Consider the following 26,422-nt stretch of genomic DNA (forward strand, 5'->3'; position numbering starts at 1 on the left):
TTCACCTCCCGAATTCTTCTCTTTGGAAGAAGACTGGGAGGGGAACGGGGGGTTGTAAAGGGCTTCGCTCAAGGCTGGCCGAAAGTGCTAGGCGCGGTGCGCGACCGGACGGCCTCCTGGGCCCCGCGCCTGTGATGATGCAAGCCAATGATGCGGAAGGGCTTATCCGGTCAGCATCTCGATGCGGGCGGTGGCCATGCGGATGCGCCCGGCAAGCAGGATGGCGAGGTTGCGCATGATCTTGTCGGCGGCGCGGGCGTGGGTCTCCTGGAAGGCATGGAACTGGTCGGCCGTCACCTCCACGCACACCGCCTCCGTGTCCGCCCAGACGTCCGTGCTGCGCGGCTGCTCGATGAGCGCCATTTCCCCGAACACCATGCCGGGGATCATGGTGGAGAGCCGCACGTCTCCCACCGAGCGCGCGCTGACCATGCCCCGCAGCAGGAAATAGACCCTGGCCGGCGGCTCGTTGGCGGAGATGATCCTTGTGCCGGCCGGGAATACGACGCGGGTGCCGAGCCGGGACAGATCAGCCAGCTCCTGAGGGGAAAGGCCTGCGAGCAGCGCCTGTCGGCTGAGGTCCGCTTCCACCTCTATGCGCGAGAACCCGCCATGGCGGTACACCACCTGGTCCTCGGCCCACTCCACCGCCGCGTCGTAGGTGGGGAAGATGCGCACGCGCACGCCCTGCTCGCGCAGCGCCTTCAGCTGGGGATTGAGCGGGGAGGCGGCCTCGACGCCGGCGATGACCGCGGTGGTGGCGGCCGGCAGCTGGTTCTTGATGAGGCCGGTCAGCAGCCTCAGGCCGGCATCGGTGATGGTGGCGACGCGGTGCAGGTTGAGGATGAGGAACTCCGGCACGTCACCGGGGTCGGTGAGGCGTCGCGTGACATAATCCATGGAGGCGAAGGAAAGCTTGCCGGCCAGCTCGATGGCTCGGATGGCGCCGGAACGGGCGGAAAGGATGTCCTGCTCGTGCGGCTGCCGCCCGGGCTTGGAGGGCACGGTGCGGAAATCGTAGTCGGCGACGATGCAGGTGCGCACATCGTCCCGCCGGGAGAGCATGTGCAGGTCGAAGGCCTCGGAAATGGCCTCGCAGGTGCGGATGCCGCGCACGCTGTTGCCGTGCATGTCGAGCCGCGGAGAGAAGGTGCCGAGGCCGAGCTGGGACGGCAGCGCCGCGAGAATGCCGCCGCCCACACCGCTCTTGGCCGGCACGCCCACGCGGTAGATCCACTCGCCGGCGAAGTCGTACATGCCGGACGAGCTCATCACCGCCAGCGTGCGTGCCACCGCGTAGCTGGAGGCCACGGTGACGCCGGTGAGCGGGTTGACGCCGTGGTTGGCGAAGGTCGCGCCCATCACGGCAAGGTCTCGGGCGGTGACCAGCACGGAGCACTGGCGGAAATAGACATCGAGCAGCCGGTCCACGTCTCCCGTGACGCCGCCATAGGTGCGCAGGAGGTAGGCGATGGCGCGGTTGCGGTCGCCGGTGGAGCGCTCGCTCTCGAACACCGCCTCATCCAGGCCGAGGTCGCGCCCGGCGAAGCGGCCGAGGGCCTGGCGGATCAGCTCGAACGCATCCCCGCCGGTGCTCTCGGCAATAAGGCCCGAGCAGGCGATGGCGCCCGCATTCACCATGGCGTTGAACGGCTTGTTGTCGGCTCGAAGGCGGATGGAGTTGAACGCCTCGCCGCTCGGCTCCACGCCGATGGCCGCTTCCACCCGCTCCGCCCCCAGCAGATCGAGCGCCAGGGCGAACACCATGGCCTTTGACACCGACTGGATGGTGAACGGCACCTGCGTGTCGCCCGCCTCGTAGACATGCCCGTCCGTGGTGGCGACGGCGATGCCGAAATGGTCGGGATTGGCCTTGCCCAGTTCGGGGATGTAGGAGGCGACCTCGCCCTCGTCGATGCGGGAGAAGTCCGCGTGCGTGTCCTTCAGGAACCGCAGCAACGGGGTCTCGAGGGTGGTCGAGGGATGGGGCAAGGTCAGGCTCCGAATTCACCTCCAGTGAAACGCCACGTGAGCCATGATGCAATGCCGCAAAACCACCGTCGCGCTGACGGATGGAGAGCAGAGCAAGTCAGCGCGCGCGCCGCCGTGCGCTGCGGCAGATAACGCCAGCCTCGCGCGCCTGAGGTTCGCTGAGGAAACTACTTCTTGCCGAGGGCGCCGAGGGCGGCCTGGCAGGGCGGGGTAGTCTGTTCCTTCTTGCTCTGCATGCACTGGACCACGCGGCCGCCGCCGGGTTGCACGTCGCCGCACAGCTTCTTCACGTCCGCCGAACAGGCGGTACGCAGGGCCTGGGCCTGCTCTGCGGTGAGATTGGCGGCGGTCTGCGCCGGAGCCGGGCCGGCGCAGAGGGCCAAAAGAGGGAGCGCGAGGAAAGTGGCGCGGAGCGAGAGGGTCATCGGCAGGATCCTCGTATTGTTGCGTCGGGTCGACGCCTGAACCTCGCTGGGCGAGGTTGCACGGGCGTTCCCCGAGGGTAACGAATCGCGACGGAGTGTAACCTCCCTGCCGCGGCAGAAAAGCGACACCCGCCGCGCCTCAGTTCCCCTCGCCGGGCAGCTTCGTGCCGGTGATGCGGGCATAGAGGCGGGCGACGGAGGCGTCGTCGTCGCGGCCCATGCCGGCGGCGGAGGTGGCGAGGAACATCTGCAGGGCGGCGGCCGAGACCGGTACCGGGAACTTCGCGCTGCGCGCCATGTCCTGGATGATGCCGAGGTCCTTCACGAAGATGTCCACGGCGCTTTTCGGCGTGTAGTCGCCGTCGAGCACGTGCGGCATGCGGTTCTCGAACATCCAGCTGTTGCCGGCCGAGGCGGTGATGACCTCGTAGACTTTCTTCAGGTCCAGCCCCTGCCGCGCGGCGAAGGCCATGGCCTCGCTGGCGGCGGCGATGTGCACGCCGGCGAGGAGCTGGTTGATCATCTTGAAGGCGGCACCCTGACCGGGAGCGTCACCCAGCGCGTAGAGCTTGGCGGCCATGGCGTCGAGGGCTGGCTTCGCCTTGGAGAAGGCGGCGGGGCTGCCGGAGGCGAGGATGGTCAGCGCCCCTTCCGCCGCCCTTTGGGCGCCGCCGGAAATGGGGGCGTCGAGATAGTGGCGCCCGGTGGCCTCCAGCCGCGCGGCGAGGCTGCGGGCGATGTCCGGGTCCATGGTGGCGGAGGAGATGAAGACGGCGCCCTCGGGCAGCGTCTCCGCGACGCCGGAAGGCCCGAACAGGATGGCCTCCGTCTGCGCGGCATTGACCACCACGCTCACCACCATGTCCGCCCCTTCGGCCGCCTCAGCCGGGGAGGCTGCACCACGCCCGCCCGCCGAAACGAAGCGCTCCACTGCGGCCGCGCCGACATCGCAGCCGGCCACATGGAGCCCCGCCCGCAGCAGCGATTGCGCCATGCCGAAGCCCATGGAGCCGAGGCCGATCACGCCCGCGCGTCGGGCGCCCTGGTTGCCCGCTGTTCCTTCCGCCTGCTCGACCATGGCCGTTTCCCCGTGTCTCGGCCGCCTGTTGGCCGGGCGGCATCCGGAGCCTTTTGTAGGAGCCTGCCGACAGGGGATCAAATCGTTTTAGCCTCGGCGCTGTTCACGCTTGCCAAGGGGGGTCCGCTTCGCTTTTGTGCGTCGGCGCAACAAGCGGAGGCCGGCCATGGACGAGACCAGACTGCGGGAGGAGATCTGCCGCTTCGGGCGCTCCCTGTTCGAGCGGGGGCTGACGCCCGGCTCGTCCGGCAATATCAGCCTGAGGCTCGACGACGGCGGATGGCTGGTTACGCCCACCAATGCGTCCCTCGGCTTCCTTGATCCCGCGCGCATCTCCCGTCTCGATGCCGCCGGACAGCTCCTGAGTGGCGATCCGCCGACCAAGGAAATCCCGCTGCATTCGGCGCTCTACGAGACCCGCGGCACGGCAAGGGCCATCGTGCACCTGCACTCGACCCACTCGGTGGCGCTCACCATGCTGCCGGAGATCGACCCACGGGCGGCCTTGCCGCCCATGACGCCCTATTACCTCGTGCGTGCCGGGCAGACGGCGCTTCTGCCCTATTATCGGCCGGGCGATCCCGCCGTCGCCGACGCGATCCGGGGCCTTGCCGGCCGGTACACGTCAGTGCTCTTGGCCAATCACGGTCCGGTGGTTGCGGGCGACACGCTGGAGGCGGCGGTCTTCGCTACCGAGGAACTGGAAGAGACGGCGAAGCTCTATCTGCTGCTGCGCGGCCTCAATCCGCGTTATTTGTCGCCGGCACAGGTGGACGATCTGGTGAAGACCTTCGGCCTCACGCTCCCCGCGCCGGATGCCCACCACGACCATCACGGGCATGCTCATCCGACCGAGGACTGACCGGCCCGGAACGAAAAACGGAGCCCCGGGACCGGAGCGCCGTTCGACGAGGTACGTCTCTCGCGTCAGTAGACGCCGGCACTGCGGGCCGGGGCAGGGGACGCGGCCGGCTTCGGCGCGGCGGCGGCCGGTTTGGAGGTGCCGGCGGGCTTCGCCGCATCGGGCTTCGCGCCAGCGGGCTTCGGCTTCTTGGCGGCGGCTGTTCCGGGGGTGGCGAGGGCCACCTTCAGCGGCTTGTCCATGGCCACCATCTGCGACAGCGTGGCGAACTTGTAGCCTTTGGCTGCCAGCTCATCGAGGATGCGCGGCATGGCATCCACGGTGGTGGCGTAGATGTCGTGGGAGAGCACAATGGCGCCGGGCTTCACCTGCGCCATGATGGCGTCATGCACAGCCTGGCTGTTGCGGTTCTTCCAGTCGTTGGGGTCTACCGACCAGTTGACGATGGTGAGGCCGTACTTGTCCTCGATGTAGCTGCGCAGCGACGGCTTCATGGAGCCGTAGGGCGGGCGCAGATAGATCGGGCGCTTGCCAGTGACCTGGACGATGGCTTCGGAGGTGTTGCCCAGCTCCTTGTCCACGGCCGCCTGGCTGATGCGGGTGAGCTGCGGATGGCTCCAGGAATGGCTGCCGATCTCGTGGCCCTCGTCGGCGATCATCTTCAGCACTTCGGGGTGCTTGGCGACCATGTTGCCGAGCACGAAGAAGGTCACCTTGATGTTGCGCTCGCGCAGAATCTGCAGGAGCCGCGGCGTCGTCTCCGGGTTCGGGCCGTCGTCGAAGGTCATGGCGATGTAGGAGCCATCCACGTCGAACGACTTGTAGGTGTAGTTCTTGCGCGGCGTGACCGGCGGCGGAGCAGCGGGCTCCGGCGCGGGGGCCGGCACCGGCTGGGCCGATGCGGCCGCACTCTTCTGCGCGGCGGTCGCGCCCTTGCCCTGGGCGGCCTGTCCGGCAGCCGGGTTCGCCGGCTGGGAAATGGATTGGGTGGTCGCCGGGCCGTCGTCTTTGGCGGACAGGAGCGGGCTGATGGCCATGCCGGCGCCCACGGCGGCGGCGGCCACAAATCCGGTAACGATGAGGAGCGGCTTCACGGCGACGGTATCCCGGCCTTAGGTTCCATATGCTCTGAAGCCTCACGGGTTTTTGTGGATAAATCGTGAAGTGCGCGGGGCCCTCGTGCCTTTTTTGCCCGATTTATCGGGTTTTCGCCTGCCCCCTTACGGACTTGGGCTGCTGGATACCTCTGCGGCATCGCGGGCGGCGCGCTCAGTGAAAGTCCCGCGACTTGGGAAGTACCCTTACGTCACGCGGATGCTTGCGCGGATGCTGGGGGTGGGCGAACTCGTCGGCTCGCGTCACCTCCATCCGCGGCTGCCGCACTCGGGAGAGCAAGGCGAGGTCGGCGGTTCGGTCGGTGAGGCGCTGGGCCATGAGATGGACCACCCCCTCCGGGCTCTTCTGGATGCGTCCTTCCACCAAAAGCAGGCGCGCACCCATCACCTCGCGGCGGAAGCGCTCCAGCGTGCGCTCCCACAGAACGATGTTGGTGATGCCGGTCTCGTCCTCGATGGTGATGAAGATGGCCTTGCCGTTGCCCGGCCGCTGGCGCACCAGCACCACGCCGGCGGTGCGGGCAAAGGCGCCGTCCTTCAGTGCCGATGTCTCGGCGCAGGAAAGAATGCGTTCTTTCCGGAAATGCTCGCGCAGTTCGCCCATGGGATGCCCCTTCAGGGAGAGGCGCACCGTCTGGTAGTCGGCGACGATGTGCTCCGACCGCGCCATGCGCGGCAGCGTCACCTCCTCTTCAACGCCCAACTCACGGGCGTCCGCCGCCGCGAACAGGGGCAAAGCGTCGTCGTCCGGCAGGCGGCGGGCGTGCCACAGCGCCGCGCGGCGGTCGAGGCCCATGGAGCGGAAGGCATCCGCATCGGCGAGCAGCTTCACCGCGCGGGTGGGCAGGCGGGCACGGCGGGCGAGGTCTTCGATGCTTGCGAAGGGAACGGCGCGGGCGGCGGTGAGGCGCCCACCCCAGTCCTCGTGAAAGCCATCCACCTGCCGGAAGCCGAGGCGCAAGGCGAGGGTGCCATCGTCGCGGTGTTCCAGCGTGTTGTCGTGATGGCTGAAGTTGACGTCGATCGGGCGCACCTCCACGCCATGCTCGCGGGCATCCCGCACGATCTGCGCCGGGGCGTAGAAGCCCATGGGCTGGGCGTTGAGCAGCGCGCAGGCGAAGGCGGCCGGGTGGCGGCACTTGATGTAGGAGGAGATGTAGACGAGCTTGGCGAAGGAGGCGGCGTGGCTCTCGGGAAAGCCGTAGCTGCCGAAGCCCTGGATCTGCTCGAAGCACCGCGCAGCAAATTCCCGCTTGTAGCCGCGCGCCACCATGCGCTCCACCATCAGGCTCTCGAATTCGTGGATGGTGCCGAGGTTGCGGAAGGTGGCCATGGCCCGGCGCAGCTTGTTGGCTTCCACATGGGAGAAACGGGCGGCGACCATGGCGAGCTTCATGGCCTGCTCCTGAAACAGCGGCACGCCGAGCGTTTTGTGGAGGACGTCGCGCAGTTCGTCCTTGTCGCCGAGATGAGGGGCGGGGGAGGGGTAATCCACCGCCTCCAGCCCGTTGCGGCGCCTCAGATAGGGGTGGACCATGTCGCCCTGGATCGGTCCCGGCCGCACGATGGCGACCTGGATGACGAGGTCGTAGAATTCCTTCGGCTTCAGGCGCGGCAGCATGTTGATCTGCGCCCGGCTCTCCACCTGGAACACGCCGATGGAATCCCCGCGCTGGAGCATGGCGTAGACGTCCGCCTGCCCGCTTGGCACGTCGGCAAGACCCCAGTCGATGCCCTCGTGGTCGCGCATCAGGTCGAGCGCCTTCCGGATGCAGGTGAGCATGCCGAGCGCCAGGACATCCACCTTCATCAGGCCGAGCACGTCGATGTCGTCCTTGTCCCATTCGATGAAGGTGCGGTCCGCCATGGCGGCGTTGCCGATGGGCACCGTGTCATCCAGCCGCTCACGGGCCAGCACGAAGCCGCCCACATGCTGGGAGAGGTGGCGCGGCGCGCCCATCAGCCTGCCGGCCAGCTCCACCGCGCGGCGGATGAAGGGATTTGACGGGTCGAGCCCCGCCTCCCGGATATGCGCGTCGGAAATGTCCCGTCCCCAACTGCCCCACTGGGTGGAGGCGAGGCGCGCCGTGACGTCCTCGGTCAGCCCGAGGGCCTTGCCCACGTCGCGGATGGCGCTGCGCGGACGGTAGTGAATGACGGTAGCGACGATGCCGGCGCGGTGGCGGCCGTATTTCTCGTAGATGTGTTGGATCACCTCTTCGCGCCGCGCGTGCTCGAAATCCACGTCGATGTCGGGCGGCTCGCGCCGTTCCTCGGAGATGAAGCGGGCGAAGAGAAGATCGTTGTCGGCGGGGTCCACGGCGGTGATGCCGAGCACGTAGCAGACGGCGGAATTCGCCGCCGAGCCTCGCCCCTGGCAGAGGATGCCCTGGCTCTCGGCGAAGCGCACGATGTCGTGGATGGTGAGAAAGTAAGGCGCGTACTCGAGCTTGCGGATGAGGGCCAGCTCGTCCCTCAGCAGCTTTTCCACCTTCTCCGGCACCCCTTCGGGATAGCGCACGGCGGCACAGCGCCAGGTCAATTCCTCAAGCCACGCCTGCGGCGTCCAGCCGGGGGGCACCGGCTCCTCGGGATAGTCGTATTTCAGCTCCTTGAGGGTGAAGTCGATGCGGGCGAGGAGGGACGCGCTTTCCGCCACCGCCTCGGGGGCGTCGCGGAACAGGCGTGCCATCTCGGCGGCAGGCTTGAGGTGGCGCTCGGCATTCGCCATGAGCCGCCGCCCGGCCTCGGCGATGGTGGTGCCCTCGCGCACGCAGGTGAGAATATCCTGCAGGTCGCGCTCCTCGGGCGTCGCATACAGCACCTCGTTCATCGCCAGCAGAGGCACGCCAGCGGTGTGGGCGACGGATTTCAGCGCGGCCAGGCGGCGGCGGTCGGCGCCATGGAAAAGCATGTCGGCGCCAAGCCACACCGCCCCGGGGGCGGCCTCGGCGAGGCGGGAGAGGAGGGGCGGAAGATCGCTTCCGTCTTCGCCCGGCAGCACGATGAGCATCAGGTCGCGCGCGTCGGCGAGGAGGTCGGCGAGGGAAAGGTGGCATTCGCCCTTCTTCGCCCGCCGGTTGCCGGTGGTCAGGAGACGGCAGAGCCGGCCCCAGCCGGCGCGGGTCGAGGGATAGGCGATGATATCCGCCGTGCCGTCGCAAAAGATGAGCCGTGCGCCCGTCACCAGCCGGAAAGTGTGGGCACGGGTGGCGACGGCGCGCTTGGCCTCCGCCTCGGGATCGTCGGCTTCCAGATTCTCGTCGAGGGCGCGCAGGTCCTCCAGGGCGCTATAGGCCCGCACCACGCCAGCCACCGTATTGCGGTCGGCGATGCCGAGACCGTCGAGACCGAGAGCGACGGCGGTACGCACCAGATGGGCCGGCGCGCTCGCCCCGCGCAGGAAGGAGAAATGCGAGGCCGTCGCCAGCTCCGCATAGAAGGGCGCGCTCACGGGAACAGCCCGTGCAGGAACCAGCGGGGTGCCGACGTCTCCCCTCCGTAGGTGCCTTCGCGGTAGAGCCAGAAGCGGCGTCCTTCAGTGTCCTCTACGCGGAAATAGTCGCGGGTGAGACCCGGCCGGTTGCCATCGAGGGCGGTCCACCATTCCGGCGCGATGCGCTCCGGCCCCTCGGCGCGCGCCACCTCGTGCAGCACGCGTCGCCAGCGGAAGCGCAAAGGCGGGCCGTCCGGCACCTCGGCCAGCGTCTCCACCGGCTCGGGCGCGGGAAACAAGGCCGGCGGGCGGGCGAGGGGCGCACCGGCGGCGGTAGGTTCAACCCAGTCGTGCGCCAGGGAGGTCTGGGCGCGTGCTTCCCGGCTGCGCCACGCTTTCTGTGCTGGCATCCGCACGGCGGCGCGCTCGGGAATATGGCTGTCCAGCGCGGCAAGGCAGGTGACGCGTCGTGGCCCGAGCCGGGCGGAGAGAATGTCCACCAACTGGTCGAGCCCTGCGCCGTCCGGCTCGGCGTCGAAGCCGGATTGGGTGGCGGTGAGCGGCTCGGCGGCAGTGACGGACAGGCGGATGACGTCATAACCGAAGCCGGGATCGAGCGGGTCGGCCAGCGCCGCCAGCCGCTCGCGGAACAATGCGGCGAGGCGCGCGTCGTCGCGCAGTGGCGCAGCCGTGCCCGCCGCCACCCGCCGCACCGCACCGTCGCTGCGAAAGAAGGCGGCCTCGAAGCGCCGTCCGCCCTCGCCATGCCGCTCCAGCACGCCGGTGAGGTCGCGGGCGAGGTCGGCGAGTACGGCGCGGGCGGTCGCCTCGTCGCCCATGGGCTCGGCGAAGCGCCGCTCCGCCACGTAGACCGGCAGGGGATTGAGCGGGGAAATGGGCGGAGAGGCGGCGCCGCACAGTTCGTCCAGCCGCTCCACCAGGGTGCTGCCGAAGCGGGCGGCGAGGGCCGCGCGGGGCTTGCCGGCGATGTCGCCGATGCGCACCAGCCCGAGATAGGAAAGGCTGCGCGCCGCCTCCGCATTCAGGCCGAGTGCCTCCACCGGCAAAGGTGCCACGGCCTCCCGTTCGCCTCCCGCCGGTACCACCCGACCCGGCCTCCAGCGGGCGAGGGCGAGGGCGGCCCGCGCGGTCCCAGCCACCGCGCCGCAGGCGGCAAGCTCGGTGGCGGCGAGCCGTTCCGTCATGGCAGACAGTAGGGCCGCCTCGCCACCGAACAGATGGGCGCAGCCGGTGATGTCGAGCACGATGCCGTCCGGCCCGGACACGGCGACGAAGGGTGTCCAGCGCTCGCACCATGAGGCGATGGCGGCGAGCAGCGCCGTGTCCGCCGCCGCATCCGCCTCCACCGCCTCGATCTTCGGTACGCGGGCCTGCGCATCCGCCAGCGTGAGGCCGGGATGGAGGCCGAGGCGGGCCGCGGCGGCGTCCACCGCGGCGAGGCGGCGGGCATTGGCCTTCACCTCCACCGTGACCAGAGGCGGGTCAGCCGGTGCGTCGCCAGCCGACGACATGCGACGTCCCCGCCGGCTGCGGTGCAGCCGGTCGGTCGGCAGGCGCGGCAGGAAGAGCGCGGCGAGGCGCCGGGGCGAAGCGTCGGGCATGGGCATTCCATTCCACGGTGAAGCGGCCGGTGGGTCCGAGGCGGTTGTGCTCGATCTCCAGCGCGAAGGCGGGTGGGCCGAGGCAGAAGGCCGGCACATCCCCCGCCACCCGGGAGGGGGCAGCGGCGACCCGCCAGCGGGTGGCGGCGGCGGAGGGACCGGGGTCCGCCCCGGGCCGCAGTAGGAGGGACGGCACACCGGAGCGCTCGCTGCGCAAGGCGAGGCGGCGGGTGGCGGTGAGATCGATGAGGCGCGGGGATCCCCAGGGCTCGGCCACCACCAGCCCGAGGGCGCCATGGCCAAGGGCTTCCTCTGCGGCGCCCAGCGTGTCGGCGGCGTCTGCGGCGGCCACCAGGATCAGGCGGGACGGATCGAGCCCGAAGGCGGCGCAGCCGGGGCCGTAGATGTCGCCGCCCTCCAGCGCCGCCATATCCTGCCGCACCCACAGCACCGGCTTGCGGGTAGCGGCCGCGAGCGCGAGGGCGAAACCGAGCACGGCGGCGGCATTGCCCTTCTCCGCCGGAAAAGCCTCGTGCAGCGCATCGCGGGCGAGGCCACCCCCCAACGCCTCGTCCAGCGGCCCCCCAAGGGACAGGCGCGGCCGGGCAGGACCGTCCGGAGGGCCGGACAGCCGTTCCATCTCGACGATGCGGCGGCGAAGGGCCGCCAGATCCTCGCGGGGAGCCTGCTCGGGGTGCATGGATGAAGGACCAATGTTCCTATTTTGTTCTCTTTAAAAGGACTCCGGGAGGGCGGAATGTCAACCGTATGGAGGTCCGGCAGCAGGGCCTGCGGGGGGCTGGAGCGAGGCCTTCGCAGGCAGGTGAAGCGGCGCGGCCTTGTCCCCGTAATTCACAAATAAGGTATCCTGAAACCGTTGTTGCGAGGTGCAAACCTCCCCTTAACGCCCCTGCCCTAGTGTCCTCGAAACGGCGCCGGTGCTGCGGATTTCGGATTCCCATGTCTTCCTTCAACCGTCCTCCGAGACCTCTTGCGTATCCTTCCTACGCTCCGGACGACTCGTTCGATCCACCAGCCGATTCCGGCGCCGAACGTTGCCTGCCCTCGTTCTACGAGCGGATTCCGGAATACGACCCTGCCATCCACGACGGCGCCTTCGAGGCTGCCGAAACCCACAGCTGGATCGACCTGGAGCTGGTCCCGAGCTGGCTGCGGCCGTTCACCCTCGACGCCAACACCCGCTTCACCCGCACCCCGGACCATCTGCTGCGTCCCCGCGAGCCGGGCGCGACCCCGTTGCCGCCAGTCTTGCCGCAGGTCCCCACCCCGGTCACGACCCAGGGGTCGAGCCGCGGCTGGCACTTCCTGTTCGAGCCGGCGGACGACGTGGTCCAGCCGGTGGCACAGCCCGTCGCGAAGCTTGCGGATATCCCCGAGGAGACCGCCTTCGCCGCGCCCGCCTCCGCGCCGGAAGAGGTGACGGCGGCTCCCGTCGTCCTGCCTCCCGTCGAGGAAGAAACCGTCGTGGCGGCCTGTGAGCCCTCCGCTTCCGAGGTCGCGCTTGCAGAGGCAGCCCCGGGGGAGGAGATTCTGACTGAAACGGCAACGCCTGCGCTCCTCGAAGCCGACACCGCGCCGCAGGCTGTGGCTGAGGCAGCTTCGGAGGTCGACACGGCTGATGTCCCCGACCACCTGTGGAGCTTGCTGCGCCTCGTAGTTCTCGGCCGCGCCGCCACCCCGCCCGCTCCGGCCGGGGAGCAGGACCTTGATCCGGCGCCCGCAGAGACGGTCGATGCTGAAGACGACCTTGTGGAGAACGAGGACACGGCTTTCGAGGCGCTGTCCGACGCCGAGGAGGTTGCCGACTTCGACGAAGACGAGGTCTTAGAGGCGGCCGCCTCCGAAGAGGATGAACTCGAGGATGACGAGCTCGAGGATGACGCGTTCGAGGACGAGGACTCCGAGGATGATGAGGTCGCCGAACTGGACGGCGACACGGACGACGCCGAGGAGGAGGGCGATGAGGTCGACCTTTCCGAGGACGACGACGAACTGGACGAGGACGACGCGGAGCTCTCCTCCGAGCTGGAGGAGGATGAACTCGAAGACGACGAACTCGAAGACGAAGCCTCTGAGGACGCGGAGCTGACGGACGAGGACGGCGAGGCGCTCGACACCGAATTCGACGAGGACGAGGCGGAAGACGCCGCCGCGCTTGAAGACGAGGATCAGGGCGAGGCCGAAGCCGAGGACGAAGCATTACCCCTCGCGGCCGCGCCGATCCTTTCGGGTGAGGCGTTCGCGTCCTGGCGGCCTTACCAGCAGAGCATCAGCGCCCAGTTCTTCGGTGCCCTGCATTCGGCTGCGACGTCCGCTCCCGCGACCTCGGCAGCAGTGCCTGCAGCGTTGGATGCCGTCGCACCCGTTCCGGTGCAGGCCGTTACAACCCTCCCGCCCGAGGCCGCTCCCGCAGCTGCGGAGGGCACGGAAGGCCCCTACTTCCTCCCGCCCCTCGACCTGCTGCGCGAGCCGCCGGTGGTGGAGCCGGACTATGAGCTGTCCGAGGAGTTCCTCGATCAGTCCTCCACCATGCTGCAGCAGGTGCTGCGCGACTTCGGCGTGCGCGGCGAGGTGATCGACGCCAATCCCGGCCCAGTCGTCACGCTCTACGAGTTCGAGCCGGCACCGGGGGTGAAGTCCTCCCGCGTCATCGGCCTGTCGCCGGACATCGCCCGCTCCATGAGCGCGGTGTCCGCCCGCGTGGCGGTGGTGGAGGGGCGCAACGTCATCGGCATCGAGCTGCCCAACCGGCGGCGCGAGACCGTGTGGCTGCGCGAGCTTCTGGCCAGTCATGAGTTCGCCGACACCCACCCCAAGCTCGGCCTCTGTCTCGGCAAGACCATCGGCGGCGTTCCGGTGATTGCAGACCTTGCGCGGATGCCGCATCTGCTGGTCGCCGGCACCACCGGCTCCGGCAAGTCGGTGGCCATCAACACCATGATCCTGAGCCTGCTCTACCGGCACACGCCGGAAGCCTGCCGGCTCATCATGATCGACCCGAAGATGCTGGAACTCTCGGTCTACGAGGGCATCCCGCATCTGCTCACCCCCGTCGTCACCGACCCCAAGAAGGCGATCATCGCGCTGAAGTGGGCGGTGAAGGAGATGGAGGAGCGCTATCGCAAGATGAGCCGCCTCGCCGTGCGGAACATCGACGGCTACAACGCCCGCGTCCGCGAGGCGGCAGCCAGGGCTGAGATCATCACCCGCAACGTCCAGGTTGGGTTCGACCGCGAGACCGGAGAGGCCCTGTTCGAGGAACAGGAGATGGACCTCACCGCGCTGCCCTACATCGTCGTCATCGTGGACGAGATGGCCGACCTGATGATGGTGGCGGGCAAGGAGATCGAGGGCGCCATCCAGCGCCTCGCCCAGATGGCCCGCGCCGCCGGTATCCACCTCGTGATGGCGACGCAGCGGCCCTCCGTGGATGTCATCACCGGCACCATCAAGGCCAATTTCCCCACCCGCATCTCCTTCCAGGTGACGAGCAAGATCGACAGCCGCACCATCCTCGGCGAGATGGGCGCGGAAACGCTGCTGGGGCAGGGCGACATGCTGTTCATGGCCGGCGGCGGCCGCATCAGCCGCGTCCACGGCCCGTTCGTCTCCGACGGCGAGGTGGAGAAGGTCGTCGCCTTCCTCAAGGCCCAGGGCGGACCGGACTATATCGACGAGGTGGTGCTGGACGAGGATGCCGTGGCCGAGGACGATGACGAGGCGGTGTTCGACCGCTCCGGCATCGCCGATGCGGGCGGCGACCTCTACGAGCAGGCTGTGGCTATCGTGATGCGCGACCGCAAGGCCTCCACCTCCTACATCCAGCGCCGTTTGCAGGTGGGCTACAACAAGGCCGCGTCCCTCATGGAGCGCATGGAGACCGAAGGCATCGTCGGCCCCGCCAACCACGCCGGAAAGCGCGAGATCCTCACCTTCTCGCGACCGGGATGAGGTTCGCTCCACCAGCGATCCTCCACCCTTGCCTCCCGCGCGCCCTGGGCTACCTTGTCCGCTTGATCCGGGCCAACCGGACGCGCGGTCGGGGCGCGGGATCGGGAGACGTTCAGTGGTGCAACCCTTCAGCGTGGTCCAGGGAGGCCGCATGGCTCAGGCATGCGCGGTCGGGCTGCGCGACATCTCCATCGCCTTCCCCGGTGCCAGCCGTGCGGCTTTGCCCTTCGTCGCGGTGCAGGGCGTCAATCTCGAGGTTGCGGATGGCGAGTTCGTCGCCATCGTCGGCCCTACGGGCTGCGGCAAGTCCACCTTGCTGAATGCCACTGCCGGCCTGCTGAAGCCGGCATCGGGCACCGTCACCATCCACGGCACGCCCCTTTCAGGCCTCAACCGCGCGGCCGGCTATCTCTTCCAAGCCGAGGCCCTGTTTCCCTGGAAGACGGCGCTCGACAACGTGGCCATCGGCCTTGAGGTCGCCGGCACCGACACGGACGAGGCGCGCGCCCGCGCCCGCAAGTGGCTGGCCCGCGTGGGGCTCGCGGCCTTCGCCGATCGCTACCCCCACCAATTGTCCGGCGGACAGAGGAAGCGCGTGGGCCTTGCCCAGGTGCTGATCCGTGACCCCAAGATCCTGCTCATGGACGAGCCTTTCGGCCCCCTCGACGCCCAGACACGGCAGATCATGGGCAACCTCCTGCTCGATCTGTGGAGCCAGGACCGCAAGGCGGTGATGTTCGTGACCCATGATCTTGAAGAGGCGATTTCGCTGGCCGATCGGGTGGTCATCATGGGCGCCGGGCCGGCCTCGCGCATCATCGGCCAGTGGCGGGTGCCCATTCCCCGCCCGCGCGACATCGACGTGCGGCTGGAGCCCGCCTTCCACCACCTTCACCGCGAGATCTGGGCGGCGCTGAAGGATGAGGTGGTGAAGGGATATCGCCAGTCCGAGGTCGCGAGCTGAACCATGCGCAACCGTTTCATGCTGTTCACCCTGCAGGTGCTGGTGGCGGTGGTGCTGATCGCCATCTGGCATTTCGGCTCCACGGTGAAGGTCTCGATCCCGGCGCTCTCGCCGAAGCCCTTCTACCCGCTCGACCCCTTCTTCTTTTCGACGCCGCTCGCCGTTTTCGAGCGCACGTTCAAGGACTTCTACACGGGGGTGATCTGGTATCACCTCGGCATCACCCTGCTGGAGACCATGCTCGCCTTCGCCATCGGCGCTTTCGGCGGGGTGCTGGTAGGCTTCTGGTTTGCCCGCAAAGCCGTGATCGCGGCGGTGTTCGACCCCTATGTGAAGATGGCCAATGCGCTGCCGCGCGTGGTGCTGGCGCCCATCTTCGCCTTGTGGCTTGGGCTCGGCATCTGGTCCAAGGTGGCGCTGGGCGTCACGCTGGTGTTCTTCATCGTTTTCTTCAATGTCTATCAGGGTGTTAAGGAAGTCAGCCCGACGCTGCTCGCCAACGCCCGGATGCTGGGGATGAGCGAGCGACAGCTGATGCGGAACGTGTTCTGGCCCTCCGCGCTCACCTGGATGTTCTCCTCGCTCCATACCGCCGTCGGCTTTGCGCTGGTGGGGGCGGTGGTGGGGGAATATCTCGGCTCTGCGGCGGGGCTCGGCTATCGCATCCATCAGGCGGAAGGGGTGTTCGATGTCACCGGCGTGTTCTCGGGCATGCTGGTGCTCTCCATCTTCGTCATCATCATCGACACGGTGGTGAGCGCAATCGAGAACCGCCTGCTCGTCTGGCGCCCCGCGCCGGCGACGCAGAGTTGAAGAAAAACGGGAGGAAAATCATGAAGATGCTCAAGCTCGCGGTGGCTGCCCTCGCGCTCGCCTTCGCCGCTCCTGCGGCGGCCCAGCAGGCCGCCAAGATCGAGAAGCCGAAGCTCACGCTGGGCGTCGGCGGCAAGCCGCTGCTGTATTATCTGCCGCTGACGATCGCCGAGCGGAAGGGCTTCTTCAAGGAGGAGGGGCTGGACGTCGCCATCAACGATTTCGGCGGCGGAGCCAAGTCTTTGCAGGCACTTATCGGCGGATCGATCGATGTGGTGACGGGGGCTTACGAGCACACCATCCGCATGCAGGCCAAGGGCCAAGACATTGTTTCCGTTATCGAATTGGGCCGTTTCCCGGGGATCGTCCTGGTGGCGCGGAAGGATCGGCCGATCAAGTCGGTGAAGGATTTGAAGGGGGCCAAGATCGGCGTCACGGCGCCAGGCTCCTCCACGAACTTCTTTGTCAATTTCCTGATGGCGAAAGATGGCCTGAAGCCGGATGATGCCTCCTACGTAGGTGTCGGCGGTGGCGCTTCGGCCGTGGCGCAGATGAAGCGGGGCGAAATCGACGCCATGTCCAATCTCGACCCCGTCATTACCAAGCTGGAAGACGACGGGGACGTGATTGTTCTGGCGGACAGCCGAACAGAAGCCGGAAACGACAAGATCTTCGGCGGAGCGAACCCGGCTGCCGTGCTCTACATGAAGCGCGACTTCATGGAGCAGAATCCGGTCACCACGCAGAAGCTCGTGAACGCTTTCTACAAGGCGCTTCAATGGCTTAAGACCGCCACGCCCGAGGATGTGGCGGCGGTGGTGCCGGAGGAGTATCTGCTCGGGGACAAGGCGCTCTACCTCAACGCGGTCAAGAACTCCCTGCCGATCTATTCGCGCACCGGCCTCATCCCCGAAAAGGGCATGCAGAATGCCCTCAACATGTTGGTGGAGTTCGATCCTGAGCTGAAGGCGGCGAAGATCGACCTCGGCAAGACGTTCGACGGCACCTTCGTGGCGAAGGCGGCGGCAGGCAAATAGTCCGGTCCGGTTCGGGTGTGTTTCACCACCTTGCCGGTGGGCGTTCACCCCCGGTATCGGGTGGGTTCGGCAAAAGGTTCAGGAGCGGCGGGCAAAAATCTTCCCCGCCGCCCTTGAACCGCCGCGATTGATCCCTATCTTCCCATCAACCCCAGCCGATGGATGCGGCGCGCTTTTGAGCGCAGACGCTTCCGGGAGACGGACGGATGTACTCCGATCCCGCCTGAGCAGATTGCACCAAGGCATGGGGCGTTCGTTCCTCCGCTTTCCATTTCATGGATGTGCGGAGGGGCGAGCCGAGCGGACAAGTTCGTCGACGGCCTTCTTCGTTTCCTTCGGGCCGCGACGCAAAAGCCTTCCCCAAGTACGAACCTGTCCTGAACTGCGTCCCGTTGCGCCGTGACTCTCTCGTGGTCGCGTGTTGCCGGGACGATCGGCGCTTTTCGGGAAACTCCCGGAGAGCGTTTCCACAGGAGGCCTCCATGGCCACGGGTACTGTCAAGTTTTTCAACGCCCAGAAGGGTTTCGGCTTCATCGTTCAGGATGAGGGCGGCCCCGACGTGTTCGTCCACATCTCCGACGTGGAGCGCTCCGGCATGTACAGCCTGAACGACGGCCAGAAGGTCTCGTTCGATGTCGTCCCGGACAACCGCGGCAAGAGCAAGGCTGCGAACCTCGCCGCCCTCTGACGCGGCTTGAAGCCGAGGGTGCGTGAGCCTGCTCACGACCCTTCGGCCAAGTCCGCCATTAGGCCCGCGGCAAAGCCCGCGCGGTGCCTGAGCGAACCCGCTCGGCGCTGATCGCGGACCGGGATCGATGGGTCCAGGCGTTGACAAGAAGAGGCCCGGTCGTCGCAAGACGGCCGGGCCTTTTTCGTGCCTCGACTTTCGTGCCTCAACGGAAGATCAGCGCAGCACGTAGACGGTCGCGCCCACGCGCACGCGGTTGTAGAGGTCCACCACGTCGTCGTTGGTCATGCGGAAGCAGCCCGACGACACCGCCTGCCCGATGGTCTCCGGCTCGTTGGAGCCGTGGATGCGGTAGAGGCTGGAGCCGAGATACATGGCGCGGGCGCCGAGCGGGTTGTCGATGCCGCCGGGCATGTAGCGGGGCAGATCGGGGCGGCGCCGCAGCATCTGGGACGGGGGCGTCCAGGAGGGCCATTCCTTCTTGGCGCTCACCGTCTTCACGCCGGACCAGCGGAAACCGTCGCGGCCGACGCCGATGCCGTAGCGGATGGCCTGGCCACGCGACGTTACGTAATAAAGGCGGCGCTCCGACGTGTTGATGACGATGTTGCCGGGCGCATATTTCGGATCGATGGAGACCATCTGGCGGCCGATGGGCGAGGTGCTGCCCACCACGCCGACATTTCCGCCGCCGAAGAACTTGTTGAAATTGAAGATGTCGTAGCGATCGTCGGCCTTGGCCGAGCCCGTCGCCACAAGCGCGGCGATGCCTGCAAAAACAAGCGATTTCAGCTTCATCATGGCTCTGCGTCTCGGATGGACCGGAGCGCGAACGACCATCGAGCACGCCCGGATACGTCGGCAACACCGCTTTGTCGCCACAAAACGGACAAGACTGCAACCGCTTTGTGGCGAACGGGTTCCCGTCCCACGGGAGTGTGAAGCCGTCTTCTCCTAACGCGCTACCATCCCTGAAGTCGCTGCCGCAGCGGCAGCAAAGGCCGCGAGCGTGGTGTTGAAGCGGTCCGCCGCCTCGATGAAGGGGGCGTGGCCGACCCCCGCATAAAGGTCCAGCCGGGCGCCGGGAATAGTCCCGGCGATATGCTCCGCCATGGCCGGGGCCACCACCTCGTCCAGCGCGCCCTGCACCACCAGCGTGGGCACGTCCAGGCGCTTCAGCAGGCCCTCATAATCCGCCGTCCGGCCGAATAAAGCGGAGCGCACCTGCTGCGGCACCATCATGTTCACCGCCAGCAACTGCTCGAACAGCGGCTGGGGGATGGGGGCGGCGAAGCAGCGGCGCAGGAAGGTGCGGGTGGCCGCGATGTTCTCCTCCACATCCGTGCTGCACATGAGGCGCATGAGCCTGTTGCAGGTGCCGTAGAAGCGGCGCTCGTTGGCGGTCACGGCATCCACGAAGACGATGCCGCCGATGCCCGCCGTACCATGCACCGCCAGATAATCGCCGATGATGCGCCCGGCATAGGACCAGCCCACCAGCACCGGCCGCGTGAGCCCCCAGCCGCGGATCACCGCATCAAGCTCCCCCGCCCACACCTCGGCCGACTGGTAGGCGGCGGGATCGGACGGACGGTCGGAGGCGCCATGGCCCCGGAAATCGTAGGTGACGAGCCGTAGGCCGGCCAGCGCCGGGCTGGATGTCTGCCGGTTCCAGCACAGGCCGGATTGGGAGAAGCCATGGATGAACACCGCCGGCGTTCCCCCGGGCGGGCCGAAGGCGGCGCTGGCGATGCCCACGCCATCGGGGGTGAGGATGCGGCGGACCTCGCGGTCGGCGGGGGGAGGGGTGGTCATGGCAGGGTTCCGGCGCGAGGTGTTCGGCGACCGCTTTAGCATCGCCGGGACGCGGGCTTAAGGGGTGGAAGCCGTTCTTGCCTCGGGCCAGCGACGGCGCAGCCGGAGCGCCGAGCCGGGGTCCAGGGGAAAAGTCGGCGAAGCCGGCGATGCCCCGACACCGTTTCCGCTTGAGCCGCCTGCGGCGTACCCTTGCGCTGGGCCCCGGATCAGCGCTCCGGCTAAGCCGTCGCTTGTCCGGGGCGCGAGGCTGTTCCCAGGCCATCGCCTTCCTCCTACCGGCCGACCAGCCGCCGCCTTTGGGGCGCCATGTGGCAGTGCTATACAACGCCTCGCACAGCACAGCTCGAATCGAAGACCAGCATCACAAGGAGAGGCGACGGAATGCGCACCTCAGCCGTGACACGCACCGCCCACCGCCGGACGGTTCTCGCCGCCCTTTCCGCCCTTGCGCTCGTGCCCGCGCTCGTCATGCCGACGGTGGCCGATGCCGCGAGCGAGCGCTTCATGGTGCTGGGCCTCCCCTTCTTCAAGCCGTACCGGGCGGCCATCGCCACCCTCGATGTGGACGGCGCCGGCAAGGTCTCCGGCACCCTCGCGCCGCCGTCGGGCGATGCGCGGGCCGCGATTCCGGTGTCCGGCACGCTGGCCGGCGGGGCGTTGAAGCTCACCATCGGCCAGGGGGACGACAGCTACGCCCTCGCCTTCACCGAGAACCAGCGCGGCCTGCACCACATCTATGAGGAGACGGCGGCCATCCCCGGCCTCGCGGCGGTGACGGTGTTCCGCCCGGAAGGCGGCTTCTCCGAGCCGGCGCTGGTGCTCCAGCACGACGAGGACAATTGGTGCGGCCTCGTCACCGGTGGCCTCGCCGTGGACCTCAAGGCGGCCGACCTCGCCCGCACGCCGGTGGCGCCTGCCGAGCTTGCCGAGATCGATCTCGTGGTCACGCCCCAGCAGGGCGGCACCGCGAAAGTGAAGCTGAAGGAGGCCTGGAGCCGCCTGCGCCTCGCTGCCCGCGACGGCGACGACGTTTCGGTGGATGTGGCCGTGCCGCTGGGCGCCGAGGCGAAGATCGCGCAGGAGCTGCGCAAGGTGCCGCTGGTGGCCACCGTCACGCTGCCCTCCGTGTGCGGGGAGATGGCGTTCGCCGCCGTTCCGCGCGCCAAGCTGATGGACGGCGACAAGGTGTCCGAGGCGAAGCTCAAGGCCTATGGCGACGCCATGCTGGCGCGCGTCCTCTCCGGCGCCGCGCCCGAGGGCGGCAACGGCACGCGCAAGTTCAAGGTGGCCGGATCGGTGGTGCCGGGCGAGGCGGGGCCGGCCTACAAGGCCACCGTCTCCGCCGAATCCGAGGCGAGCCGTCTCGCCAAGGGCAATTGGGACCAGTTCACCGTGCTGCTCCAGCCGGTGGTGACGCCGGCCGACACCGCCGCATCGGTGTCGCTGGTGCCCCTCGTCATCGATCTCAAGGTGGCGAAGAAGTCCGGCCCGCAGGCGCCGGCGGATGCCGCCTTCAAGCCGGCTGATGATTCCACGCAGGTGGCGGCCATCAGCCACCGCCTCGTCTCCTACATCGCCGCCGCCGAAGGCACGCGGTGCAGCTTCCTGACCCAGACGGCGTTCGACGAGCCGGACGGCAGCCTCTCCTGCACCAACCTCGCCCTCGACGACGTGAGTGCCGCCGACGATAACTGAAGCTGAACGGGCGGCTGGATCTGCGCCGCCGTTCGATGTCGCCAGATGCCCGGCCACGTGCCGGGCATTTCTGTTTTCAGTGTGTCAGTCACGTTTTGGAGTTCGGCTGTTCCGGTCAAGATGTAGCGGCTTCTGTTGCGCCAGTCTGGCGTTCGATTACTTTTCGGAAAGCGCTGTCGTCGGGCTCAAGCTGCACATTCCGGCCACGATTGCTTGTGTTTGTCATTTTCTGCGGCGGAACCATCCTCCCCACCTTCCGTTCTCTGACGGGGGCACAAGAGAGGATGCGAACCGATGAACAATCGTCAGCAGGGCGGAGCCGGAAATTTCGAGAACGATCGCGAGCGCGCCTCCGAGGCCGGTCGCAAGGGCGGCGAGCAGAGCGCCCAGAACCGCCAGCAGGGCGGTCAGCAGGGCGGCGACAACCGCCAGCAGAGCCAGCAGGAACACGATCGCGGCCAGCAGGGCGGCTCGGGCAACGCCCAGGACCGCGAGCGCGCCTCCGAGGCGGGCCGCAAGGGCGGCCAGAGCGTGCCGGACGAGAAGCGCTCCTTCTCCAAGGACCACGACCTCGCCTCCGAAGCCGGTCGCAAGGGCGGCCAGAGCTGAGGCCGAACAGGGCGCGGCCTTCGGGTCGCGCCCCTTCATTCATATGACCGGGAGCTGCCAGATGGGCTTTTTCTCCAAGGACATCCATACCATGGACGACCTGTTCGTCCACACGCTGCGCGACATCTATTATGCCGAGAAGCGCATCCTCAAAGCGCTTCCGACCATGATCGAGAAGGCGCAGAATTCCACGCTCCGCCAGGCCTTCCAGTCCCATCTCGGCGAGACCGAGGGGCATGTGAAGCGGCTCGAGGAGGTGTTCCGCATGCACGGCGTCGAGGCCAGCACGGTGAAGTGCCCGGCCATCGACGGCATCATTGAGGAGGCCGAGGACGTCGCCTCCGAGGTTGCCGATCCCGAGGTGATGGACGCAGCGCTCGCCGCCGCCGCGCAGGCGGTGGAGCATTATGAGATTACCCGTTACGGCACGCTTATCGCATGGGCCAAGCAGCTCGGCCGCAACGACTGCGCCTCCGTGCTCCAGCGCAACCTGGACGAGGAGAAGGCCGCCGACGCCAAGCTCACCCGCCTCGCCGAGGCCAGGCTGAACATGCGCGCGGCCGAATAGGCCGCCGCACCTGCCCACGCAAAAACCCCGCCGGTCCGCCGGCGGGGTTTTTTATTGGCCCGGTCGCGGTGCGCGATTCTCCTGGCCGAGCCTGATGCACTATGGAAGTGGCCGCGAAGGACTACGAGTGCCGCTGCCAGTGACGGGGGCAAGCGTCTGTAAAAAACGAAAATCGCCGTGGAATTGGTCCCTGCTCGTCCCGTTCGCTAGATTAAAGCAAGGGCTGATTCGAAGGACTGATTCCATGGCTCGTCCAGAAGCGGACAAGATTATTGAATGGAAGGAGCGACGCGGTCGCGACACCGCAGCTTCACTTGTAGAATGGGAAATCCCGAAATTAAAAAGAACATGGGAAGAGAAAGAAGGTATTTTGTCGGAATTATGTGATTTTATACCGATGAGATTGGTGACTTACATTGAAGTATTTGTGAGAGAGTCGATCAAAGATCTTATAGATTACGGGTCTCCATTTTTGGAGCGGTCAGAGTCTATCGCAAAGGGCGCAAAGATCGATTTTGCTGTGATAGTTGGATTGCATGGCAAAAAACTGTCTGCCGGAGACATCGTTGCCCATAGCTTATCGATCAACGAGCCATCGCGTATTATAGCATATTTCTCTGCGTTAATTCCAAATTTTGTTGATAAAATAAAAAATTCTCATGAACTTTGGGAGGAGCAGCGGGAGGAGTGGCCGCTTAAGCCAATTATGTCAGATTATAACCTCGTGATGGAGCGTCTGGGTCGAATTTTTATCGTGCGACACGTCGTTACTCATGAGCTGCCCCAGGGGCGTAGCTTCGAGCTCGCGGAGATTGATGGTTTTTTTGAAGCGGCTATTAGTTTCTTGGATGCTATTCAATGGGTAATTGTCGGAGAAATTAGCGGATCTGTTCCTAAGACGCAGTTCTCGATGAATAGGGGTGCAGTCGAAAGATTGGATAATAAGACGGAAGAACTGGAGATGTTGGCAAAAAAAATTGCATTAAATCCAGCTATAAATGGCGAATTGTTCGAGAAAAGTCAGATTTCATGGAAAGAGTACGCTGAAAAACTCGCCGAATTCGAGGCGTCCGCGGTTCTGGGCGGAACGATGTATCGTCTCGTCTGGGCTGGATCGCTGGCAGACGAAACGGTCAGGCGGATCAAGGTCCTGCGCGACTGGGCCGAGAATGAGGGCATCGAACTCTGAAGTTCGCCAAGCGCGGAATGGTGGGCGATGCAGGGATTGAACCTGCGACCCCTCCCGTGTGAAGGGAGTGCTCTCCCGCTGAGCTAATCGCCCGCGCCATTGCGAGGAGGGCCGTTTAGAGCCGCAGGGCCTCCCCTGTCAAGGGCGGGCGCGACGAGGACCGCGCCTGCCTGTGGATCATTCGGGCCGGAGCCCGCGCCGACGCCCGGCCGGAACCTACGCCGAAGCGTTGGCCAGCAAGGCGTCCACCGCCTCTTCCAGCTGGTCGAAATGGTGGATCAGCCGGTCGGCGCCGAGTTCGCCGGGGGGCGTCTCCGTGTAGCCGAACGAGACGGCCACCACCGGCACGCCAGTGGCGCGGGCGGTGAGCACGTCGGTGATGCTGTCGCCCACCATGATGGAGCGCGCCACGTCCGCCCCCGCCGCCGAGATGGTGGAGATGAGCGGCAGCGGATCGGGCTTGGAGCGGGGATAGGTGTCGGCGCCGGTGATGACGGCGAAGCGCGGCGTCAGCTCCAGCGCGTCGAGCAGCAGGCGGGCGAGGTGTTCCAGCTTGTTGGTGCAGACCGCCAGCGCCACGCCCTTGGCCTCCAGCCGGTCCAGCGCCTCCAGCAGGCCGGGGAAGGGGCGGGAGCCCACGGCGATGTTCTGCGCATAATGGGCGATGAAGCGCTGCGTCATGGCGGCGATCTCGTCGTCCGGCAGGTCGATGCCCTCGCTCTTCAGCGCCCGCACGATGAGGAGGCGCGCGCCTCCGCCGATCATGTTGCGCGCCTCGGCGCGGTCCACGGGCGGGATCTTGTGGGCGGAGAGCACCAGGTCGAGGGCGTCGAGCAGATCGGGCGCGGTGTCCACCAGCGTCCCGTCGAGATCGAACGCGACGAGCGGGCGGGAGGCGGGCTGTGCGGGCTGGGTCATCGGGCGCGGTCCTTCAGCGTGGCGGTATCGGAGCAGATGATATCCGCAGGTTCCGGTCGGCTGCCCCTTCCGTTGCGCTCGCGCCGGCAGCGGGGAAAGGGGCGATGAGGAGGATATCCTCGCCTTCTGCCTTAAATCCTGCCGCTTTTTCGCGCCAGCGTCGCGGGGATTCGAGGGCTGCGGCCCCGGCGCGCAGTTCACGGCTGCGCCCGAGTTCGCCGCCGAAGCCGGTAGCCGGAAGCCCCAAGCCGGATGCCCGCAACCAGGAGGCATGAATGCGGACCACTCCCCTTCGCACCGGGCGCGCGGCGCGCCGCAACCCGGCGGTGCTGCTCGCGGTGGCGGTCGCCGCCGCGGGTCTCGGCGGGATCGGCGCAGCCGCCGCCCAGCCCACGGCCGCGCAGGGGGCGAATGGACCCGGATTCGAGTTCGCCGCCCCCCCCTCCGCCCAGGCCAACCGCGTCTACGGCATCAATCGCCAGACCGGCGAGATGAACGTCTGCCAGTTCGAGCGGCCCAGCGCGACCGGCGTGGGCGTCACCTTCTGCTTCGCCCAGGGCGAGGGCGCGGGGCCGCAGAAGGCCGGCAACTACGCGCTCATGCCCACCCATTACGAAGGGGAAACGGGCATCTTCCGGGTCAATCGCGACACCGGCGAGATGAGCATCTGCTACGTGCGGGAGACCGCGCGCGCCGCGGGCGGCACGGATTCGAGCCTCGTCTGCACCCCGGCGGCGCGCTGAGGCGTCGCGCCGGCTTGTCGGCGGCGCCGATCGGGGCTAGAGCCGGAGCGGGGACGGCTGAAACCGTTCCGCCAGAAAAGAAGCGCCGTTGCGGCAAGGCCCGTCGGGCCGGCGCGCGGCGACGTTTCAAGGACATCGAGGCAAAAATCCAATGGTCCACGCCGAAGACCTGAAGCGCCGGGCCGCCGCCCATGCTCTGACCTACGTGACCGACGGCATGCGCCTCGGCCTCGGCACCGGCTCCACGGCCCGGCATTTCGTCGAGCTTCTGGCCGAGAAGGTGCACGGCGGCCTCACCGTGCTCGGCGTGCCCACCTCCGAGCAGACTTTAGCCCAGGCGGTGTCCCTCGGCGTGCCGATCGCCACGCTGGACGAGGCCGGCCCGCTCGATCTGTGCATCGACGGCGCGGACGAGATCGGCCCCGGCCTCGCCCTCATCAAGGGCGGCGGCGGCGCGCTGCTGCGCGAGAAGATCGTCGCCAGCGCCGCGCGCGAGATGATCGTCATCGCCGACGCCACCAAGAAGGTGGACGTGCTCGGCCGCTTCCCGCTGCCCATCGAGGTGGTGGATTTCGGCGTCGGTGCCATCACCCGCCAGGTCATCGAGGCGATCCGCAGCGCCGGCTGCGCCGGTGACATCACCGTGCGCCGCGACGGCGACGGTCATCCTTTCGTCACCGATCAGGGGCACCTGATCCTCGACGCCCATCTCGGCCGCATTCCCGACCCCGCCGCGCTGGCCGCAGCGGTGGCGCAGGTGGCCGGTGTCGTCGAGCACGGCCTGTTCATCGGCCTCGCCCGGCGCGCCGTGCTCGCGGGCAAGGACGGCATCACCGAGCTGGAGCCCGGCAGCTTCTAGCTTTTTCCCTTTCCGGAG

The 26,422-nt window shown here is 67.4% G+C and carries 22 protein-coding genes and 1 tRNA gene; 12 read left to right on the plus strand and 11 right to left on the minus strand.

Annotation, left to right across the window (positions count from 1 at the left end):
* Positions 1 to 162: 162 nt before the first annotated feature.
* From glsA to ltnD, 3 genes are all read right to left on the minus strand, one after another.
* Complete coding sequence (gene glsA, locus XAN126_RS0109190) at positions 163 to 1,992, minus strand: glutaminase A (RefSeq protein ID WP_029559088.1); 1,830 nt, start codon at positions 1,990 to 1,992, stop codon at positions 163 to 165.
* 167 nt (positions 1,993 to 2,159) lie between these two features.
* Positions 2,160 to 2,417 (minus strand): cysteine rich repeat-containing protein, encoded by a 258-nt coding sequence (locus XAN126_RS28675; RefSeq protein WP_024278297.1) that lies wholly within the window; start codon positions 2,415 to 2,417, stop codon positions 2,160 to 2,162.
* A gap of 139 nt (positions 2,418 to 2,556) precedes the next feature.
* Positions 2,557 to 3,495, minus strand: a complete 939-nt coding sequence (gene ltnD, locus XAN126_RS0109200) for an L-threonate dehydrogenase (protein WP_029876950.1) — start codon at positions 3,493 to 3,495, stop codon at positions 2,557 to 2,559.
* 166 nt (positions 3,496 to 3,661) lie between these two features.
* Here ltnD and XAN126_RS0109205 point away from each other — a divergent pair, with 166 nt between their 5' ends.
* The gene (locus XAN126_RS0109205; RefSeq protein ID WP_024278299.1) at positions 3,662 to 4,357 is read left to right on the plus strand and encodes an aldolase; all 696 of its coding nucleotides are present in this window, start codon (positions 3,662 to 3,664) and stop codon (positions 4,355 to 4,357) included.
* 65 nt (positions 4,358 to 4,422) lie between these two features.
* On the opposite strand, the gene XAN126_RS27015 is transcribed toward XAN126_RS0109205, so the two are convergent.
* The 4 genes from XAN126_RS27015 to XAN126_RS26155 form a co-directional block, all read right to left on the minus strand.
* On the minus strand, positions 4,423 to 5,451 hold the full coding sequence (locus tag XAN126_RS27015) for a polysaccharide deacetylase family protein (protein WP_024278300.1): 1,029 nt from the start codon (positions 5,449 to 5,451) through the stop codon (positions 4,423 to 4,425).
* Between the two features lie 175 nt (positions 5,452 to 5,626).
* The gene (locus XAN126_RS0109215) at positions 5,627 to 8,926 is read right to left on the minus strand and encodes an error-prone DNA polymerase (protein ID WP_024278301.1); all 3,300 of its coding nucleotides are present in this window, start codon (positions 8,924 to 8,926) and stop codon (positions 5,627 to 5,629) included.
* Positions 8,923 to 10,530 carry a DNA polymerase Y family protein gene (locus XAN126_RS0109220; protein ID WP_024278302.1) on the minus strand — a complete coding sequence of 536 codons (1,608 nt, stop codon included), beginning with the start codon at positions 10,528 to 10,530 and terminating at the stop codon, positions 8,923 to 8,925. The genes XAN126_RS0109215 and XAN126_RS0109220 overlap by 4 nt, the downstream gene beginning before the upstream one ends.
* Complete coding sequence (locus XAN126_RS26155) at positions 10,412 to 11,230, minus strand: hypothetical protein (protein ID WP_024278303.1); 819 nt, start codon at positions 11,228 to 11,230, stop codon at positions 10,412 to 10,414. The genes XAN126_RS0109220 and XAN126_RS26155 overlap by 119 nt, the downstream gene beginning before the upstream one ends.
* A gap of 260 nt (positions 11,231 to 11,490) precedes the next feature.
* On the opposite strand from XAN126_RS26155, the gene XAN126_RS28980 reads away from it, so the two are divergent.
* The 5 genes from XAN126_RS28980 (at position 11,491) to XAN126_RS0109250 (ending at position 18,005) form a co-directional block, all read left to right on the plus strand.
* Positions 11,491 to 14,502: a DNA translocase FtsK gene (locus XAN126_RS28980; RefSeq protein WP_024278304.1), complete on the plus strand. Its 3,012-nt coding sequence runs from the start codon at positions 11,491 to 11,493 to the stop codon at positions 14,500 to 14,502.
* Positions 14,503 to 14,653: 151 nt separating this feature from the next.
* Positions 14,654 to 15,466, plus strand: a complete 813-nt coding sequence (locus XAN126_RS0109235; RefSeq protein WP_024278305.1) for an ABC transporter ATP-binding protein — start codon at positions 14,654 to 14,656, stop codon at positions 15,464 to 15,466.
* Between the two features lie 3 nt (positions 15,467 to 15,469).
* A complete protein-coding gene (locus XAN126_RS0109240) occupies positions 15,470 to 16,279 on the plus strand; it encodes an ABC transporter permease (protein ID WP_024278306.1) in 810 nt (269 codons plus the stop codon).
* Positions 16,280 to 16,299: 20 nt separating this feature from the next.
* Positions 16,300 to 17,316, plus strand: coding sequence for an ABC transporter substrate-binding protein (locus XAN126_RS0109245; RefSeq protein WP_024278307.1), 1,017 nt, complete (start codon positions 16,300 to 16,302; stop codon positions 17,314 to 17,316).
* 482 nt (positions 17,317 to 17,798) lie between these two features.
* A complete protein-coding gene (locus XAN126_RS0109250; protein WP_024278308.1) occupies positions 17,799 to 18,005 on the plus strand; it encodes a cold-shock protein in 207 nt (68 codons plus the stop codon).
* Between the two features lie 216 nt (positions 18,006 to 18,221).
* Here the strand turns inward: XAN126_RS0109250 and XAN126_RS0109255 are convergent, their stop codons facing one another.
* Together XAN126_RS0109255 and XAN126_RS0109260 are read right to left on the minus strand one after the other, a co-directional pair.
* Positions 18,222 to 18,806, minus strand: a complete 585-nt coding sequence (locus XAN126_RS0109255; protein WP_024278309.1) for a L,D-transpeptidase — start codon at positions 18,804 to 18,806, stop codon at positions 18,222 to 18,224.
* Positions 18,807 to 18,959: 153 nt separating this feature from the next.
* Positions 18,960 to 19,820 (minus strand): alpha/beta hydrolase, encoded by an 861-nt coding sequence (locus XAN126_RS0109260; protein WP_024278310.1) that lies wholly within the window; start codon positions 19,818 to 19,820, stop codon positions 18,960 to 18,962.
* A gap of 384 nt (positions 19,821 to 20,204) precedes the next feature.
* Between XAN126_RS0109260 and XAN126_RS0109265 the strand changes: the two genes are divergently transcribed.
* The 4 genes from XAN126_RS0109265 (at position 20,205) to XAN126_RS28245 (ending at position 23,884) form a co-directional block, all read left to right on the plus strand.
* Positions 20,205 to 21,518 (plus strand): hypothetical protein, encoded by a 1,314-nt coding sequence (locus tag XAN126_RS0109265; RefSeq protein WP_024278311.1) that lies wholly within the window; start codon positions 20,205 to 20,207, stop codon positions 21,516 to 21,518.
* A gap of 294 nt (positions 21,519 to 21,812) precedes the next feature.
* Complete coding sequence (locus tag XAN126_RS0109270; RefSeq protein ID WP_024278312.1) at positions 21,813 to 22,127, plus strand: KGG domain-containing protein; 315 nt, start codon at positions 21,813 to 21,815, stop codon at positions 22,125 to 22,127.
* A gap of 61 nt (positions 22,128 to 22,188) precedes the next feature.
* On the plus strand, positions 22,189 to 22,695 hold the full coding sequence (locus XAN126_RS0109275; RefSeq protein ID WP_024278313.1) for a ferritin-like domain-containing protein: 507 nt from the start codon (positions 22,189 to 22,191) through the stop codon (positions 22,693 to 22,695).
* Between the two features lie 244 nt (positions 22,696 to 22,939).
* Complete coding sequence (locus XAN126_RS28245) at positions 22,940 to 23,884, plus strand: lysozyme inhibitor LprI family protein (RefSeq protein ID WP_155982268.1); 945 nt, start codon at positions 22,940 to 22,942, stop codon at positions 23,882 to 23,884.
* A gap of 18 nt (positions 23,885 to 23,902) precedes the next feature.
* On the opposite strand, the gene XAN126_RS0109285 is transcribed toward XAN126_RS28245, so the two are convergent.
* Positions 23,903 to 23,977 (minus strand) — tRNA-Val (locus XAN126_RS0109285).
* 123 nt (positions 23,978 to 24,100) lie between these two features.
* Entirely contained in the window at positions 24,101 to 24,802 is a 702-nt protein-coding gene (gene gph / locus XAN126_RS0109290) for a phosphoglycolate phosphatase (protein WP_024278315.1), read from the minus strand.
* 275 nt (positions 24,803 to 25,077) lie between these two features.
* Here gph and XAN126_RS0109295 point away from each other — a divergent pair, with 275 nt between their 5' ends.
* Both XAN126_RS0109295 and rpiA read left to right on the plus strand, forming a co-directional pair.
* On the plus strand, positions 25,078 to 25,545 hold the full coding sequence (locus tag XAN126_RS0109295) for a hypothetical protein (RefSeq protein ID WP_024278316.1): 468 nt from the start codon (positions 25,078 to 25,080) through the stop codon (positions 25,543 to 25,545).
* Between the two features lie 151 nt (positions 25,546 to 25,696).
* Complete coding sequence (gene rpiA / locus XAN126_RS0109300) at positions 25,697 to 26,404, plus strand: ribose-5-phosphate isomerase RpiA (RefSeq protein WP_024278317.1); 708 nt, start codon at positions 25,697 to 25,699, stop codon at positions 26,402 to 26,404.
* The last annotated feature ends 18 nt before the right edge of the window (positions 26,405 to 26,422 follow it).

The organism is Xanthobacter sp. 126, from assembly GCF_000526175.1.
GTDB lineage: Bacteria > Pseudomonadota > Alphaproteobacteria > Rhizobiales > Xanthobacteraceae > Xanthobacter > Xanthobacter aminoxidans.